Below are 16,021 nucleotides of genomic sequence, written 5' to 3'. Positions count from 1 at the left end.
TTAAGTTAATGGCCGCTGGCCTACTGCTGATCGCTCGAGTACATACCGGCGCTGACTATCGCTCCCCCTGCCTCGATCAGACCGTAAGCCAGGGGGACAGGATGCCCCATAGCGACGGTATTGACCGGCGCCCCGAAGGCATAGTTAGGCGTGTTATCCGTGCTTGAGGATTTACCCGCGCCGAAGGATGGCTGGGGCGTGAGCATCTGGACAACGCCGCCCAGCATCATTGATACCCCGACCCCGGTCAAAATTGACGTGGCGCTGATGGCTGTTGCACTCATCGCCGCCCCCCAGGCTGCCATACTCGCACCGGCGGTAAAGAATGCAGCGACCAGCGCAACGGCACCGACAACTATCTGCAGGACGCCCGAGTTTTTGGCCCCCTCATAAACGGGCACGATCCGGTATACGCTTCCCCCGCGGGTCATATCGAACTCTTCCAGCCCGATATTGTTATCCCCGTTGAAAAAGGCGAAACGGATCCCCTTCATATGGGCTTCCGACATGTATTTTTTGAAGCCGGGAACCTGCGAACATACTGCCCTGAGCATTTCACGCAGATCGACAACATCAAACTGAACGCGGGCCCCGAATTTTTTAGCCATCTTACCGTCGAGAATAAGCGTTTTAAGCATTCATGTTGTCCTTATGCCTGACCACCCGGACCGTTCTGTCGCGATAATATTTCCCATACGGCGTACGCGAAGAAAGGTGCCCGAACAAATGATGAAGAATGATGTTGTCACCCAGATATACAGCGGCGTGATTGGTCACCGATGCCTGCACACTCATCATGATGATGTCCCCGGGCTGCATAGCACCGGCGTCAATCTCAACGAACCCCTCACGCTCCCAGTTGTCATCGTAGAGCCGCTCTTTGCCGCTCTCCCACCATTCGTAAGGCACTGAATAGTTCCCGAGGCCAATATCATATTCACGCTGATAATATTCCCGGATCAGCGACCAGCAGTCCGCGTAACCCAGCAACCATTGCCGCCCGGCATAATCCCGGTCTTCACGCGGGGAAATCGTACAAAAATCACCGTCCGGCCAGGACATGATCCCCCACTCAATACCCGACCAGTCACACTGGATGCGGTCCAGCTCGGAGGGCACCAGCCGGACCACATCCGGATGGGAGTGAATGACCATAATGATTTCACCGAGCGCGCGGGCAGCAAGCTGGTCTTCCGGAGAGAGCGTGAATGTTTCCTCCGGTTTATCCGCGATGTTGCGACAGGGAATAAAGATTTGCTGCTGCCCTGACTGAACAATCAGGCCACAGGCTTCTTTGGGGTATTCACCAGCGACGTGCTGACGGATAGCATCCAGCAATTTTTCACGCATTATCATTTCCCCTGCAGGTTGGCGGCCGGAAAACCGCCGAACGGCAGCGGCGCCTCCGGGCCGTGACGATCCTGACAATCCTGCCGGCGGCCGCCACAAACGTCTTTCGACGGGTCATCGGTCGGCGTACCGTCTTTGGTAAAGTATTTCGTGCCGTTGTAATCGCATCCAGTCCCGCTTCGGTACCAGCCCCGCATACACCAGGTGCAGACAGGCGTAATCTGCCGTGTCGGCAGCTGCAGGCTCTGAATATCGAAAGGAGAGCACAGCTCGAAATCAACCTGTACACGCGTCTCTGCGGTTTTGGCATTGACGTAAAAGAGCTGTACGCGCTCATCAGCAGGGCTGGCCCCCGGATTGCCGTCTTTCCAGTTGGCGGCATCGAGGTACTTAGAGAGCGTTGTGTGGATTTTTACTTTCGCCCGGACCATGTCGTCATACTCCAGGCATAGCGCCGTGACATAGTTCCCGACGTTCCCGACTGAGAGCGTGGGCGTCGGCTGGGACCCGGTACTTGATAACTCCATACCCTTCAGTTCATAAGGATGAGGATCGTACTGGTTGCCCTGCCAGATTATGGCGGGCAGGTTCTCAGCGGCGAAGGCTACCCACCCCTCCTCCTGGATATTGTGCGCATGAAACCGCAGCACCTGATCCATACCGAATTCGGTGCCGTCGATCTCAATCAGCTGAATAACGCTGCCGGGCTCAAGCTGTTGTATATCTCCGGTAAAACTCATATTACCCCCATAAAAAAAGCCGCCCGGAGGCAGCTTTCAGTGTTTGTCGAGAAAATCAGGGCGCAAACGCCTGTTCAAAAGTGAAGGCCACCGTGGCTTTTTTCCCGGTAGGGAATGAAACGCTGAACGAATCGGCCTTCATTCTGAACAGCTTTTTTTCACCCCATGGCGTGGTCCACCAGAACGATTTAGTAACGTGAGACATCAGAAAAGCGCGCAGCGCAGCCGCCTCCTGTCTGGTGCCCGTCCAGTCCAGGTTCCACGTTTCCTGTTTGTCGTTGATCCCCATCCCCGCTATCTGCTTGTAGCCATCCCCGAACTGGGCCAGCAGCGTTCGGGCCGTTTCAGTGCCCTGCGCGGTTTTTCGCGTGCGCCAGGTAAACGTATCTGTCACGGTGTCCTCCTCGAATAAAGCACGCCGCCTGCGGACATTTCTTTTTTCAGTCGCTCGGTGATTGTCTGCTGAACAATCGCCTGCAGCTGTTTCGCCGTCCCCGTGGCGTTCGCCTGATTTATGCTCCCGTCACTCCCCTGCTGGCTGATGTTCACAGGGGCATAAACACTGATCCCGCCCATGCCAGCCCCGGCTGCGCTCCCGCCGCCGACCAGACCACCCGAGGCATACCCGCGCATCAGGCGATAGAGATTCGCCACGCCGATGCGACTGGTTGACTCTTTGGTGAAGACGAATTCCCCGCGGTGAACGATACCGGCTGGCTCGTACTTGCCGCCGTGTCCGGTAAAACCGCCCACGTCAAAACCCTGTGGCCGGTATGACGGGACCGCGAATGACTGACCTGCAGAGGAGGCTTTCGCCCCGCCGCTCACCCAGCCCATTGCGCTCTGGATGGTGTAAGCCACCAGCAGCTGGTTGATAACAGACACAATCATTTTGAGGATTGAGCTGGTGAAGTCCCGGAAGCTCGCCTTCCCGGTTGTCGTCAGGCTGGTAAGCTGGCCCGCCAGCCCGCTGAACGTTGCCTGCGAAATCTGCTGAACTGAGCTGAAAACGTTTGTCGCTGAATCCTGATATTCGGCCCAGCCCTGTTTCGCACCGGCCAGCCAGTTAGCGCGCAGGGCATCTTCAGCCTCGAACGTCGCCCTTTGCTCTTCCAGAACCTTTTGCTGCGCCTGAGGGTTATATGAATAGCTCTCGCTGAGACGTTGCAGGGTGGTTTGTCGCCCGGCCTCGCGGGTAGATAGCCCCTCAGACTGAGCCTGTAAACCCGCCCTGGCGGCTTTTTGCTGCTGCTCAAACTTCACGGCCTGGTCGGTCAGCTGGTTGAGCTTTTGCTGCCTGGCAACCTTATCGCCCAGGTCGGCCAGCTGCCGCTTGTACTCGAGTGTTTCTTCCTTGTGCGCAAGCAGGGATTTTTCCTGCGCCGTAAGCTGACGACGACCAGCCGCCTCCTGCAGAACGGCGAACTGATTTTCAGTCTGCCAGAGATCCTGCCGCTGTTTGCTTATGACGTCGTTTACGCTGGTATGCTGCTCGAGTGTTTTAAGCTGGGCCTGAAGGGTGAGAAGTTCAGCCTGCGCTTTTTCTTCAGCTTTGTCCCCGGCTGGCGTTGAATAGCTTTTGCCTTTCGGCGTTTTGGGATCCTTCCACTGCTTTTCAATCCCGGCGCGTGCTGCCGCTATGTCCTTTTCAGTCCACAACGTGGCGATGCCGTCTTTCGCATCCTGGCGGTTTTTAGCAATAAGCTGATTGAGTTTTTTCTCCGCAAGGGCACGTTTTTCTGCCGCCGTCGCCCCGGATTCAACCATCTGATTAAATTGCTGCTGGGTCCGGACGGCCTGTGTCTGCTGTTCCGTCCGCATTTTTTCCCTGGCAGCTGCCAGCCCTTCCTGGGCATATTGCTTATCAGCAAGATCGTAAGCCTGCTTCTTAAGCTCTACCTGCTGGCGCGCGTTTCTCAGCCTTTCCGCATCTGCCTTTTGCAGAACGTTGTTACCGGCATAGTCCGGATCAACCTTGAGATTGCCCGACAGTGCACGGTACTCTTTCTCAGCTGCCTGCCATTCAGCAAAAGAGTCCTGGCGCTTCATCGCGGTGTCAGGATTACGCCCTATGCCCAGCATCGCATCCCACGCGCCTGAGGCCGCATTCTTCACCCAGTTCCAGGCTTTTTCGAGGGAGCCAAGATTTTCCTCAACCGCCCCGGCCCGCTGAATGACCGCATCAGAATACGCACGCATGGCAAGCTCTGATGCTTTCTGCGTATCTCCCATCGCCTGAGCAGAGGCAATCTGTTCATACTGCGTGGCCGTCAGAAAATGCAGAGAATCATTGAGCGTTGTGACTGCATTAACCGGATCATCCTTCAGGCGTTTAAACTGGTTGATGGTTTCGTCGACGGCCTGCCCGGTAGCCTGCTGCAGCCTGGCAGCAACATTGCTCACCATGCTGACATCATTACCGCTAAACGCACCACTTCCGACAACCTGCGCCAGCACACCTGCAGCAGCATGCTGTGTGATGCCATTACCTGCCAGCGAGCGCGCCAGTGCCTGTAGCTGTCCGGATGTTTTCCCGGCGTAATTCCCGGTCAGGATCAGTTGCCTGTTAAATTCCTCGGACTCTTTGCTGCCGTCATACCAGGCCTTACCCAGCCCGTAAACCGCCGCGGCAATACCACCGACCATCCCGGCGATCCCAAGACCGCGCAGCGATAACAGCTGGTCAATCCACCCCGCCCGGTTAGCCAGCGTGATCCCGGAGCCGCGAAGCGCGCCGAAGTTACCGCGCATCACCTCGCCGATCAGTATCCCCAGTTCCTGCCGCGCTGCGGCGCTTTGCAGGCCCAGACCGTGCGTGGCCACTTTGGCAGCCTCAAGCTTGCGGATATAGACCTCAGCCGCATCGCTTGCACCGACCTGCGCCGCCTTCATGCGCAGCAACTCGGTACCGGAGAGTTTTTGCTCTGCGACCTGTTGCTTCAGCTGACTGAGGAATCGGGTACGCGCGGCGGCCGATTTTTCCTCTACGATCTGCAGCTCTTTTTGCCTGGCCGTGGTGCGGGAAATCAGGGCGAGATAATCCTGCTGGGTGATATTGCCCTGTGCCCTTGCCGCACGAAAGCGCGCCTGCACGTTCGCAAGCGACTGCGTTTCACCATTGAGCTGGCGAACGCCGTCAATCTGGCGGAAAAAGGATGCCGCCAGTTCATCCTGACGGCGGGCAAGCGCTGCGGCCTGTCCGTCATTTTCCCGCATACGCTGATTAAGCTCGGTCACGCGGCGGTGAGTTTCATCAACGGACTTAGAAACGTTCTGCCAGTCTTTGGTCAGCCCTTCCGTTGCAGCAGACTGTCGGGCTTTCATATCTGCGGCAGCCGCCGCGCCAGCGTCGCCCACGCTCTTTAATGCCGCGCTCTGACGGTCCGCTGCACGCTGCATTCGCGCCTGAACTTTATCAGACTCATCCGCCATTCCTGTCAGTTGCCCTTTGATTCGGGCGACCTGCTCGCTGAAGGTGGCGCGGTCAACATCCAGCTTAATAACCAGATCGCTAATCTGCTGGGCCATATCGGATACCTCCTGTGATCCCCTCGGCGGCGGTCATCAGCGTGTCATCATCCGGCTCATCATCGCTGATGACGCTATCCGAAGGAGAAAGCAGGCTGAAATGTGCGGGGGTAAGTTCCGGATCGCGGAAGAAAAGAGTGGAGATGGAATAAAGCAGCTCTGAGAAATGCGCATCGAGCTGCGCGTCCTGAAAATAATGATCCCGGTAGAACTGGTGCCAGTCGCCCAGCTCACTGGAGGTCATTCCAGCCAGCATGGCGCGCCAGTCGGGTCGCCCGAACTCGCGCGCCAGATTCAGGACAAACTTCAGCTCGCTGGCAAGGGCTTTTCCGCCGTAACGGTTTCTGCGCTTTCGGCCTCCGTTGAGCCATCTGGATCGGCAGCGTTGTCATCATCAACCGGAACGAGCATGCCGGAGAGCAGCTTTATTTCCATTTCTGCTTTACCGATCGCCTCCGGCGGCCAGCCGCTCAGCACCTGCTGATATAACGTTTCCACATCCGTGCCGGCCGGATCGTTATGCCACAAAGACATCGCGATCAAACGCGCACCGCAGCGAATATTTGAGCCAATCAGCCTGGCCGTCATTTCCTGATCGCTGATGCCCTCGCTGTCAGCACTGACGGCCCTTTCCTCTGCGGCCATAAACGTAAGGAACTCAATACGCTGAAGCGCCGACAGCTCGAAGATGGTCAGGGATTCTGTTTGCCAGGTGAACTTCTCTTTTTTCAGAAACATGCGTCCTTCCTTACGCTGCAGTTACGGTGACTTTGCAGACCGCAACGAAATTACCGTCGCTGGTCATTACAATAATGTCAGCGGTGCCTGCCGCCACGCCGGTGACGGTGATCGCGTTGCCGCTAACGGTGACCGTTGCTTTTGCCCCGTCGGAGGTTGCCACGCGGAACGAGGTATCTGAGGCGCTGGCAGGATTAACCGTCACATTGAGCGTTGTGGTTGCACCGACGGCCACGCTTGCCGTGGCTTTATCGAGCGTGACGCCGGTGACGGGGATATTCGGGCTCCCGCTTTCTTCAGCCAGCTCCGGCTTGCCGGTGTTGGTGATTTTCGCTGTGCGGGTAATAACCTCTTTTGCCGGGATGGCTTTACCCAGGCTGCTGCACCAGCCGCGGAAAACGTCGACGGTACCGTTCGGGTATTTGATTTTGTAATAGCGTACTGAGCCATCAATAAACCATGCGACCAGGTCTTTTTGCCCTTCTTCACCCGGCTTCCAGGCGAGTGTGAAAGAGGTGTCGCCAGCAGATTTTGCCCCCTGAGCGGTCGCGTTCCAGTCGGCGTCCTCGTCGTCGAGGTAGGTGTCGTCATACGATTCGGCGGTCATTTCGCCCGGCGTGAGTTCTTTGATTTTCGCCAGGCGATTCCAGTCGATATCAGAGAGTGGGTTGGCGAAAGCGTTACCCGTTCCGGTGTACAGCCAGAGCGTGGTACCGGCACCTTTTACAGGAGCGAGTGGATTTGGTGTTGGCATGTTTTCCTCACATTTCGTAAGTGATTGAATATTTCATATCGGCGGAAGTCCACAACCCCATCGCATCATCGCGCTGATAATCGAAGCCTTGTGGAACCATGAGCGTTAACAGTGAATCGAGACCGGGTACGTCAGCGAGGGCAGGATAAATATGGCTTTCCATCCATTCATCCAGTTCGGAATCTGGTACCTGCGAGGACAGGAAGACCTCAATATGTAACGTTGCCGCCCACATATCGGCATCAAGTTCTTCGCCGGTATACTCCGCATCGGTCAGATAGACCGCAACGGCAGGAAAATCCTCCTCCTCAATGACAGCAGGACGCCCGTCAAAAAACATGACGTCGTTCCCGATGGCCTCTTCAAGCACATCAATAATTTTCTGGCGAATGAGAGTGTGTTTCATCGTGTCAGATGCAACCTCAGTTGTTGCCTGAGGGCATAGCCAAGTTGTTTTGGCATTTCCTCTTCAAGCATGCGTTTCTTTTCTGCTTCGAAAGCAGTTGTGAGGGGCGCGGACAATGGAATTTTGACCACGTCGATGGGATAACGACTTTTTCCTGCAATTCGCTTCATGACGTGCCAGCGGCCGTTCGCCAGGCGCTGGATAAAGGCGTCGCGAAAAACATAACGGCCAATTCTTAACACGCTACTTTTTCGAACCAGCGGGCCCTTTCGATTCGTCGCCCTGACCTGCGCGGCACCGAGTTTGATGGCGGGAAGATTGCCCCGGTTAACCTTAATTCGGGCCGCTGAGTGCCCTGACGCCGAGGCTTTGTTGATTCGCACCCTTTGTCGGACCAGCTTTACGGGTATCCCCGAAACGCGGTTATCACCGGCTACCGTTTCTTTCGCCACCCTTCGGACGGCAACCGAGACGCCATTAGCAGCAACCCGGTTCACAGCCCATGCGCTGGCATTGGGAACCATATTTCTGTCCAGGCTATCCAGGTTAGCGATCGCCTGCTCAAGACCTTTTATCGACATGAATGCTCCTTAACGACGCCGCGAACCGCCGGGAGGTGATCCACTACCCAGCCAAACATGGCAGGACCCGCAATCATCCGGACCAACGCGATCAACCCAAAATTCACGCCCGTTAACCTTCAGCGTGTCCAGCCTTTCCAGCCCGCTAACATCCGATGTGTTCACAAACAACGTCGGCCTGGTTCCATCAATTCGGATCCCCACTTCGGCGTAACCAATGTTCTCTGGATCGTCAAAGACCCCCCGGAGCGTGACGCCGGATAAAGATCCTGAGGTTATCCTTGCCTCTGCGCCCATCACTCCACGTATAGTGGTATCCGCGCGCGCCATCGCTTCATCAAAAAGATTGTCGAAATCAGCCATTAGGCCCCCTGTCAGATTTCCCGGGCCAGCTCCCGAGATATCAGGTCGTTAGCCTCTACGTCAGTCACGCGGATAACGACACCAGGCTCGACAATAGACACAGACTCGTTACGCGTGGCGTGAAGCGCGTTTATGTGCAAGGTCACCAGCGTTTCAACCGCCACCAGCGCGCCGATCTCTGTTGATGCAGGATTTTCGGTAATCGAGCCAGAAGTGTTATCCGCGCCAGGCTGGCTCGACGTGCTGGTAACAGCACTACTGGCCGCTTCCGCTCCCTCTTCTCCGTCTTCGTCGAGTTCCTCTTCGAGCTCAGAAATACGTAACGTAAGCTCCTGGATCGTGCCTGTGACGTTGACCTCACGATCAAGCTTTACGCCCAGCTCTTTCAGTCGGGCGATAAGGGTTTCTTTTTCTGTCATGGGAAATACTCCAGAAATGTGGCCCGACAGGGCCACTTGGGAAAGTTATGCCAGCTTGACTGAAACGAACGCGTCAGGATCTGGCAGCAGCATCAGCGGAGCTGACTGAATCATGGTGAACTCACGTGCCGGGTCGCCCGTTTGCACCCAGTTTTTCGGGTAGCGCGTTGAAGCATTAATGCCTTCGCGCTGGGCATCTGCATCCAGAATGCAGCCATAGGTACGCAGGCCGCGCGCCTGGGTATTTCCCAGCACCATTGTCAGGTCTGGCAGAGCGTTCTTTTTGACGTCATTTTCAACAAGCTGGCCTGCGTAAACGACAATCGCCACATCTCCGTACATGCCCTTATAAGAAACGGCTTCACCCAGGTCTTTCAGAGCGGTTTCCAGCTCGGAGTTAGAGCCGCGACGTGTATCCAATTTTTCCTTCACCGCGTCGAAAGAGCGGAACAATGCCCAGCCCTTCGGATCGAACACAATAATGTTGATTGTGCCGCTGGCGTTGAGCGCGTACGCCTCAATATCATCGGTCGGGTCGTACGTTTTTTTGTCGCGAGAGGACCAGGCAGCTGCACCCGCCTGGATGATGTTGTTACCGGCACTGCGGCCCATATCGACTTCTACTGGCTCAAATGCTTCTCCGCTCATGGTGTATTTCCCATAGAGCACAGCTTCAATTGCTTGCTTCTCTTCCACCTGTGCAATCGCCAGCTCTTCATCTTTCATGTTTTGAAGGATGATGCGGCGGCGGCGATAGGCAGGGTCGGCCAGTTTTTGTGGGTCTTCATCAGGCAGGCGGCGAAGAGTCATCAGCGGGTTAACTTCATGCTTAGGCTTCACATAGCCAGGCGTAAATTCCGACGTGCTGCCGCCACGGGAACGGATCACTTTCCCGGAGACAATCGGCGACACGTAAAGAGCCATGTTGACCAGGCCAGGAATTTGCGACAGGTAGACTTTTTCTGTACTGAAGGGATAAGTTTCGCGAAAGAAGATGCGCAGGAAGAGCGGATCGAACTTGAATTTCTTCTCATTGACCGCCAGAAGCTGGGCTGTTGTGTACACTGACATAGAATTTTCCCGTAAAAAAAGCCGCATATGCGGCTTTTATGAAAGTTGAGGGTGATTAAACGATGCTGATCGCAGTACCGGCGAACGCGTTGCGCTTGATATTTTCGTCGGTAACGGCAGATGGCCAGAGCACATCTTCGATGCGGAACGAACCGGATTTATAAAATGCCAGTTCTGCACTGCTCTGGTCAGCAGTAACCGCCAGAATGCCGGTTGCTGCACCTGCATTCTCGCCGTCCCACACAGTGAGCTTGCCTGACGTAGCATCGAGCATGAGCGGGGTCATTGCCGGGGTGGATGCTGTCAGTTCGCCCGGTGCATACGCAGTGTGTGCCGGATCGCTGTTACCGAGCGGCTGGTGATGAGTAAATACTTCGGTGATTGCCATGTTAGCCTCTTATACGGGGGTGTTTAACAAATCGTCGCCGGCTTCAGCAGAGACATTCCCTGCAGAAAGAGTGCCAGGTGCGGTTTCCATCAGACGATCCAGCGCCGTATCGGTACGCGCCTGGGCGCTTTGCGGCGCCGCAGCCAGAATGCGCTGCGCACTCTCGACCGTCATGCCCGGCGTTTCGGCCAGCGCGCGGGCCTGTGATTCGCGACCTTTTGCCTCTTCGCAGTTCAGAATACCCATGATGCGACCGTTCTCGGCGGCTACGGCTGCCGAAACCTGAGCGCTGAGGTCTGCCTGGGCCGTTAAAGCCGCGGTTGTTGTGTCAACGGTGGTGACCTGCTCAGTTGGTGCAGAAGTCTGTGTAGCTGTCTGGTCAGCTGGCTGATTAGTCGCTGCAGATGCAGAAGGTGATGGCATAGTTCCTCCAGTGGTTGTTTTTTTGCGTCTGTCGAGTGCTTCACGCATCACGCCGAGCGCATCGGTATTGTTAACAAGTTCATCCGCCAGACCGTTATCCACGGACTCCTGGCCTGAGAAGACAGCCGCTTCGGTGTCCAGTACGGCCTGCACTGACATGCCGGTATAAGCGGAAACCTTTTCGGCAAACATCTGACGAGTGGCATCGATACGCGTCTGAAAATCCGCGCGAACGTCCTTCGGTAGTTTTTCGTAAGGATTGCCGTCGACTTTGTGATCGCCGCTGTAAATCAGCGTGACCTCAACGCCGTTAGTTTTCAGTGCAGCGCCATAATTACTGTGCGCCATCATGACGCCGATAGATCCGGTTCTGGCCGTTTGCGTGACAAGCCGTCGTGATGCAGAACTGGCAATAAGCTGCCCTGCGCTGCAGTTCATATCGTTCGCCAGCGCCCAGACGGGCTTGATATCCCGCATCCGGGCAATAATATCGGCACAGTCAAAAGCCCCGGACACCATCCCGCCCGGCGTGTCCATATCCAGCAGGATGCCGTCCACGCCGGGATCGCTGATTGCCTGCTGCAGGCGGGCAATGATCCCGTTATAGCCCGTCATACCGGAATAAGGCTGCAGTGACCGGGTTTTGCTGACCAGCGTGCCGGAAACGGGAAGCACCGCGATCCCGTTTGTTACCTGATAGCTCCGCGCTGGCCGGGGCCCCATTTCCTCATCATCGCCAAACAGCACCAGCGGCTCTGCAATTTGTTCTGCACCGAGCGTGACGCCAGAAGCGGGATCCGTCAGACGGGTGATACCCAGCTGGCCTGCCAGCGCGCAAAAGAAAACCCGCGCGTAGGCGGGTTCAAGCATCAGCGGCTCATTGAAGGCCATGCTGGCAATGTGCGGGAGATTACGCAGCTCTGGCGTCATCTTTATCCTCCTCGTTTGATTTTTTCAGCCCTGCGTCGAAAGCAGCAGCCGCCCATGCCGGAGGTTTAAGTCCCGCCTGGCGGCGCTCCATAGTTTCACGTACCTGCTGAGAAAATATTTCCTGATAGTCATCTCCGCGTTTGGCACACTCCTTCTCATATGTGCTGAGACCGGCCTCGATCAGCATTACGGCCTCCTGCACCTCCTTCAGCCCATCAATAGCCATGCGCCCCGAGCCAATCCAGTTGGCGTTACCCCATGCGGTTCTCGCCTCCTGGAAGCTAAACCTGGCTTTGGACGGGAGCGTGACAACCCGGCGCGCAATCGCCTCTTCGAGCCAGCAGACGAACATCTGACAGGCCTGCCGGGCCGCGACAAACTTCCGACGCCCCATAAAGAACGCCCAGGATTCATTGGCGCTGGCACGCGCTGTCGAATAGCTCATCTGAGAGTAGTTGCGGGAAAGTTGCTCATACGACACACCAAGACCAGCCGAGATATAGCGCAGAAGGGATTGTTCAAAGGTGGAATAACCGTTATCGGTATCCTGCGCTGACTGAAGGTTCAGTGAATCGCCCGGCAAAAGATGAGGCACTTTCGCGCCACCGAGGCGAACCGGCGCCGCGGCATAATAAGATGCCATTTCGCCAAGCCAGCCCGTCAACTTATTTTGCTGCTTGCTATCCGCGCCGAGGATAAAGTCCATCGCCGTATCGGTATCAAGCTCACTTTCGATGGTGGCCGCATACATGGCCTTCACTATCGCGCTCTGGAGCTGGGTATTTTGCAGGGTGTCGAGCATTTTCATCTGCTCCATCACGCTGTAAAACACGTTTGCGCCGCGGGTCTGTCCATCCTCAAGCGGTTCAAAAATATGGATGAATGATGGCCTTCCGCCCGGCAGTTCCCGTGGTATATAGGTCCATTTTTGCGACATCCAGCCAGGATAGCTGTCTTCGCTGACGAAGTACCCCAGCGCTGCGCCGCTATCACTGATTTTGACGCCCGCGCGACAGTTACGCGTGTCACCTGTATTACCGGGATTACTCACGCGTTTTGGACTAACCATTTTAAATTGCGTGCGAAAAAGTCGCGATGAATCATTGTCCCAGGTGGGCTGAACGCACAGCTCGCCGTTAAAAGCGTGCGTCGCGACACCTTCGCGGATCATCATGGTAAAGGTTCGCTTGCGCTCGGCATCAATCCCGCAAAAGTCATCCTCCGCATATTCATACCAGGCGGCCTCCACCTCCCTGGCAAACGCCCGGCTTTCCTCTTCTTTAATGCCGAGATATCGCCAGCTCGGGCAGTAACTCAGTCTGAAAAAAGACCCGACGATGTGATCCTGGTGCAACTGCACGGCGTTTGCCGCATAACCATTGTTTCGGACCAGATCATCAGCACGGGCATTCCCCCGTGAGAAGTTCGGCAGAAGTGCGGCGTCGGCACTTTCACTCTGGGGATTCCAGGCATTTAGCTGTCCACCGAATCCGCCGCCACCGGCGTGATAGCCTGCATATTCCCTCAGGGAGGTTTTCCCGTCAGGGCCAACTAAAGAAGGAATTTTCATGCGTAGAACCTTGCCGGCCCGCGGCGTCGTGAAGTGGTACCGACCTGTGACTCAAGATCGGCGATGTACTTTTTCAGATCGCTGACTGAGGTCGCCGTAAATTCCACCTTTCGACCGTCTTTCTGTACCGTCGCAACCCGTTTCCCCATCATCAGGTCATGTAACGCTGCGCGCGCGGCATCCAGTTCAGCCTGTGTTGCCATTATTCATCTCCCGCTAATGCCCTGGCATAATCAGCCAGAGATTTGTTATTTTTACGGCCAGTGTCTTCTTCCAGTAAGCTGGCCAGAAGAGAATCCAGATCCAGCTGCCAGCGGGAGATACTTATCCGCAGTGCTGCAAGCGCGTAGACAAAACAGTCAAGCGCCTCGTTTCGTCGTTTTTTACTGTCCCAGACGATTTTTTTCTTCCCGTCTACCCACTTCTCAACCTGCTCTTCAGCCGTAAGCTGCTGAGCCTCAGCTAAATCATATATTTCAGGGTTATTAGGGAAGTGAACCGCACCCGCCAGCGGCTCGTCGCCTTCTGCCACCAGCGTGAAACGGTTATAAATCTGCTCTTTCGCGGTGTCTGTTCCTACCTCAGTGAGATAAACGCCATTCTTGTTACGCTTGCGAGGCATATTCGCCACGGGCTTGCCGTAAACAGATGCGCCTTTAACAGGAATGACACGAAACAGACCATGCTTTTTCGAGCGGTTATAAACAATCGTTGGGTCTATGCCGCCGATATCCCAGCAGAAGCGGGAAATAAGCATCTCAACGCCGTTAGGCCTCGGATAGGTTTTGTTGATCGCCTCGTCCAGCCTGAGAAGTGTGGATTCATCATCATGGCGACCCATAATGATAATTTTGTCGATAAGCCAGCTTTCCTCGCCAGGCCCCCAGCCCCAGACACGCATTTCGTAACGGTCAAGCTGGGAGTCAATACCGGCAGTAAGGTAGGCCACGCGCTCCGGCACCCTGGCCCCGAAGTGCTCAATACGTTCGGCCATCACCTCAGCATCAGGACGCTCACCAATTTTAGGCTCCCACGTTTCACCAAGCGTTGTGTTGACGAACGTCTTACGTTTCCCCGTGTCGCCTTTGGTCTTGATCCAGTCCTTGACGATTTGCACCCATGTTGTGAAGGGGCTATAGGCCGTCCAGACGTGAAAGGTAACGCTGTCAGGCGGATCAATTTCGGTACCCGATGATGAAAACCAGCAAAGGCCGTCGCGCGTCCAGATCCCGGTTTCATCACAGATGTACCGCGCCTGTGAAAAATCGAGCTCCTGCTGTTTAATTACGCAGGCATTGTGCTCACACAGGTATATAACGCTGGCAGGATCCCCCGGCGTCCACTTGAATCCGAATGGCGTCTCTTTATCGCCGAATTTAAGGTACTGCTCTTCCCCACAGTGTGGGCAGGGAACATAGAAGCGTAAGAAATGCTCCGACTCTTTGGCGGCACGTTCAATCTGGCACGTTCCTTTAATTTTGGGTGTGGATCCTCGTATGGATTTAGGCCAGACCGACCCTTCAATACGTTTATCACCCAGAAACGTTGGAGAGCCCTCTTTCTCGATATCCTCGTCAAATGCCGCCAGCTCGTCATAACCCGCCACATCAACAGATTTTTCACGGTAGTTTTTTGCAGCTTTACCACCGAGGCACCAGAAACCGCGACCATTCGAGAAACGTTTCATGCTCAACGTGTTGTCCCGGTGTTTTTTACCGTACCAGGGTGCCAGCGCCAATAGCGTGGGGATATCCCTGATTGTCGGTTCGACATGGGACTTCATGAAGTTCTCTGCATCACCGTCGGTAGGTAACCAGATAAGTGAGTTACGTTGTTTATGCTGGATGAAATACGCATACACGCCGAGCAGCATTTTTGAATAGCCTACACGGGCAGACTTAACGACATTGACCTCACGGATATAGTCATTACCCATCGCATTCATTATCGCACGCTGAAACGGCAGCGTTTCCCAGCGCCCTTCCTGATAAGCAGACTCTTTCGGGAGGTAATAATTTTCGTCTGCCCACTCTACCGCCGTTTGCGGCTCTGGCCGGTACAGCGAACGGAGCCCCGAGCGCGCGGAGTGCTGTAGCCCCTTAACCTGACTGTTCGATATATTCACTCAGCAACCCCGGTATCATTTCATCCAGCGCAGCTGCTTTGTTCATGGCTTTTATGATGTCCTTCTTGAGGAAATCAATATGTCGATTTTCCAGTTCCGGAAAGCGCCGCTGAACCGACAGAGGTATTCCATCAAGGATACTGGCAATTTCTCCGGCTATCCGCGACAGCACGAACGTGCAGAATGCGGTCTCCACCACCTCAGCGGACTCTTTTGCATTTTTTAGTTCCTGAGCATCAGCCTGGGCTCGGGTAAGCCGATGGCGCTCATAATCAATCGTGCCAGGCTGGAGGTCTGATTCTGAATCAACTCTCAGCTGTTCAACCTCTTTGCGCAGCTTTTCGTTTTCTATCGCTGCGTCCCGGCCGGAATACCATTCAATTGCGGCGGCAGAGTCATAAAGCACTTCATTCCCTTTACCGCCACCTCGCACAACTGGCATTCCCTGATCCTGCCAGTTCTGGATCGTGCGGATGCTGACACCAAAAATCTCTGAAAGGCGTTTTTTATTGACCTCCATGACGAACTCCAGGCGAAAAACAGGGTAAGGAAACCATGCCGGGTAAAATGACTACTACCAGGCTTTAACACTTCCTTTCTTTTGGTTGGTTATACCCATCAAATACAATTACTTA

At 55.2% G+C, this 16,021-nt stretch carries 19 protein-coding genes; all 19 read right to left on the bottom strand.

What is annotated here, in order from left to right:
• Positions 1-20: 20 nt before the first annotated feature.
• The 19 genes from BH714_RS04975 to BH714_RS04885 are packed head-to-tail and all read right to left on the bottom strand — an operon-like array spanning position 21 to position 15,906.
• Entirely contained in the window at positions 21-638 is a 618-nt protein-coding gene (locus BH714_RS04975; RefSeq protein ID WP_040017203.1) for a tail assembly protein, read from the bottom strand.
• Entirely contained in the window at positions 631-1,350 is a 720-nt protein-coding gene (locus BH714_RS04970) for a C40 family peptidase (RefSeq protein WP_020690727.1), read from the bottom strand. Before BH714_RS04970 ends, BH714_RS04975 begins: the two co-directional genes overlap by 8 nt.
• Before the next feature lie 2 nt (positions 1,351-1,352).
• Positions 1,353-2,090 carry a phage minor tail protein L gene (locus BH714_RS04965; RefSeq protein WP_040017202.1) on the bottom strand — a complete coding sequence of 246 codons (738 nt, stop codon included), beginning with the start codon at positions 2,088-2,090 and terminating at the stop codon, positions 1,353-1,355.
• Positions 2,091-2,145: 55 nt separating this feature from the next.
• Positions 2,146-2,484: a phage tail protein gene (locus BH714_RS04960; protein ID WP_040017201.1), complete on the bottom strand. Its 339-nt coding sequence runs from the start codon at positions 2,482-2,484 to the stop codon at positions 2,146-2,148.
• A complete protein-coding gene (locus tag BH714_RS04955; protein WP_040017200.1) occupies positions 2,481-5,618 on the bottom strand; it encodes a phage tail tape measure protein in 3,138 nt (1,045 codons plus the stop codon). Before BH714_RS04955 ends, BH714_RS04960 begins: the two co-directional genes overlap by 4 nt.
• A complete protein-coding gene (locus BH714_RS04950) occupies positions 5,602-5,874 on the bottom strand; it encodes a phage tail assembly protein T (protein ID WP_020690724.1) in 273 nt (90 codons plus the stop codon). The genes BH714_RS04955 and BH714_RS04950 overlap by 17 nt, the downstream gene beginning before the upstream one ends.
• A gap of 50 nt (positions 5,875-5,924) precedes the next feature.
• Complete coding sequence (gene gpG, locus BH714_RS04945; protein ID WP_040017197.1) at positions 5,925-6,356, bottom strand: phage tail assembly chaperone G; 432 nt, start codon at positions 6,354-6,356, stop codon at positions 5,925-5,927.
• A gap of 10 nt (positions 6,357-6,366) precedes the next feature.
• Positions 6,367-7,110 carry a phage tail protein gene (locus tag BH714_RS04940; RefSeq protein ID WP_032678763.1) on the bottom strand — a complete coding sequence of 248 codons (744 nt, stop codon included), beginning with the start codon at positions 7,108-7,110 and terminating at the stop codon, positions 6,367-6,369.
• Positions 7,111-7,117: 7 nt separating this feature from the next.
• Positions 7,118-7,516, bottom strand: a complete 399-nt coding sequence (locus BH714_RS04935) for a phage minor tail U family protein (RefSeq protein ID WP_040017196.1) — start codon at positions 7,514-7,516, stop codon at positions 7,118-7,120.
• Positions 7,513-8,097: a phage tail protein gene (locus tag BH714_RS04930; protein WP_023292731.1), complete on the bottom strand. Its 585-nt coding sequence runs from the start codon at positions 8,095-8,097 to the stop codon at positions 7,513-7,515. The genes BH714_RS04935 and BH714_RS04930 overlap by 4 nt, the downstream gene beginning before the upstream one ends.
• A gap of 9 nt (positions 8,098-8,106) precedes the next feature.
• Entirely contained in the window at positions 8,107-8,460 is a 354-nt protein-coding gene (locus BH714_RS04925; protein WP_040017195.1) for a head-tail joining protein, read from the bottom strand.
• Positions 8,461-8,471: 11 nt separating this feature from the next.
• A complete protein-coding gene (gene gpFI, locus BH714_RS04920; protein WP_040017194.1) occupies positions 8,472-8,879 on the bottom strand; it encodes a DNA-packaging protein FI in 408 nt (135 codons plus the stop codon).
• A gap of 45 nt (positions 8,880-8,924) precedes the next feature.
• Positions 8,925-9,950 (bottom strand): major capsid protein, encoded by a 1,026-nt coding sequence (locus BH714_RS04915; RefSeq protein ID WP_040017193.1) that lies wholly within the window; start codon positions 9,948-9,950, stop codon positions 8,925-8,927.
• A 55-nt stretch (positions 9,951-10,005) separates the two neighbouring features.
• Positions 10,006-10,338, bottom strand: coding sequence for a head decoration protein (locus tag BH714_RS04910; protein WP_040017192.1), 333 nt, complete (start codon positions 10,336-10,338; stop codon positions 10,006-10,008).
• A 9-nt stretch (positions 10,339-10,347) separates the two neighbouring features.
• Complete coding sequence (locus BH714_RS04905) at positions 10,348-11,691, bottom strand: S49 family peptidase (protein WP_040017191.1); 1,344 nt, start codon at positions 11,689-11,691, stop codon at positions 10,348-10,350.
• Positions 11,672-13,261, bottom strand: a complete 1,590-nt coding sequence (locus BH714_RS04900) for a phage portal protein (RefSeq protein WP_040017190.1) — start codon at positions 13,259-13,261, stop codon at positions 11,672-11,674. The genes BH714_RS04905 and BH714_RS04900 overlap by 20 nt, the downstream gene beginning before the upstream one ends.
• Positions 13,258-13,464 carry a phage head-tail joining protein gene (locus tag BH714_RS04895; protein ID WP_040017188.1) on the bottom strand — a complete coding sequence of 69 codons (207 nt, stop codon included), beginning with the start codon at positions 13,462-13,464 and terminating at the stop codon, positions 13,258-13,260. Before BH714_RS04895 ends, BH714_RS04900 begins: the two co-directional genes overlap by 4 nt.
• Complete coding sequence (locus BH714_RS04890; RefSeq protein WP_040017187.1) at positions 13,464-15,386, bottom strand: phage terminase large subunit family protein; 1,923 nt, start codon at positions 15,384-15,386, stop codon at positions 13,464-13,466. The genes BH714_RS04895 and BH714_RS04890 overlap by 1 nt, the downstream gene beginning before the upstream one ends.
• The gene (locus BH714_RS04885) at positions 15,361-15,906 is read right to left on the bottom strand and encodes a terminase small subunit (RefSeq protein WP_040017186.1); all 546 of its coding nucleotides are present in this window, start codon (positions 15,904-15,906) and stop codon (positions 15,361-15,363) included. The genes BH714_RS04890 and BH714_RS04885 overlap by 26 nt, the downstream gene beginning before the upstream one ends.
• Positions 15,907-16,021: the final 115 nt, after the last annotated feature.

The sequence above is a fragment of the Enterobacter ludwigii genome, from assembly GCF_001750725.1.
Classification (GTDB): domain Bacteria; phylum Pseudomonadota; class Gammaproteobacteria; order Enterobacterales; family Enterobacteriaceae; genus Enterobacter; species Enterobacter ludwigii.
The sequence above is the reverse complement of the archived record's forward strand: the minus strand, read 5'-3'. Positions and strand labels throughout refer to the sequence as shown.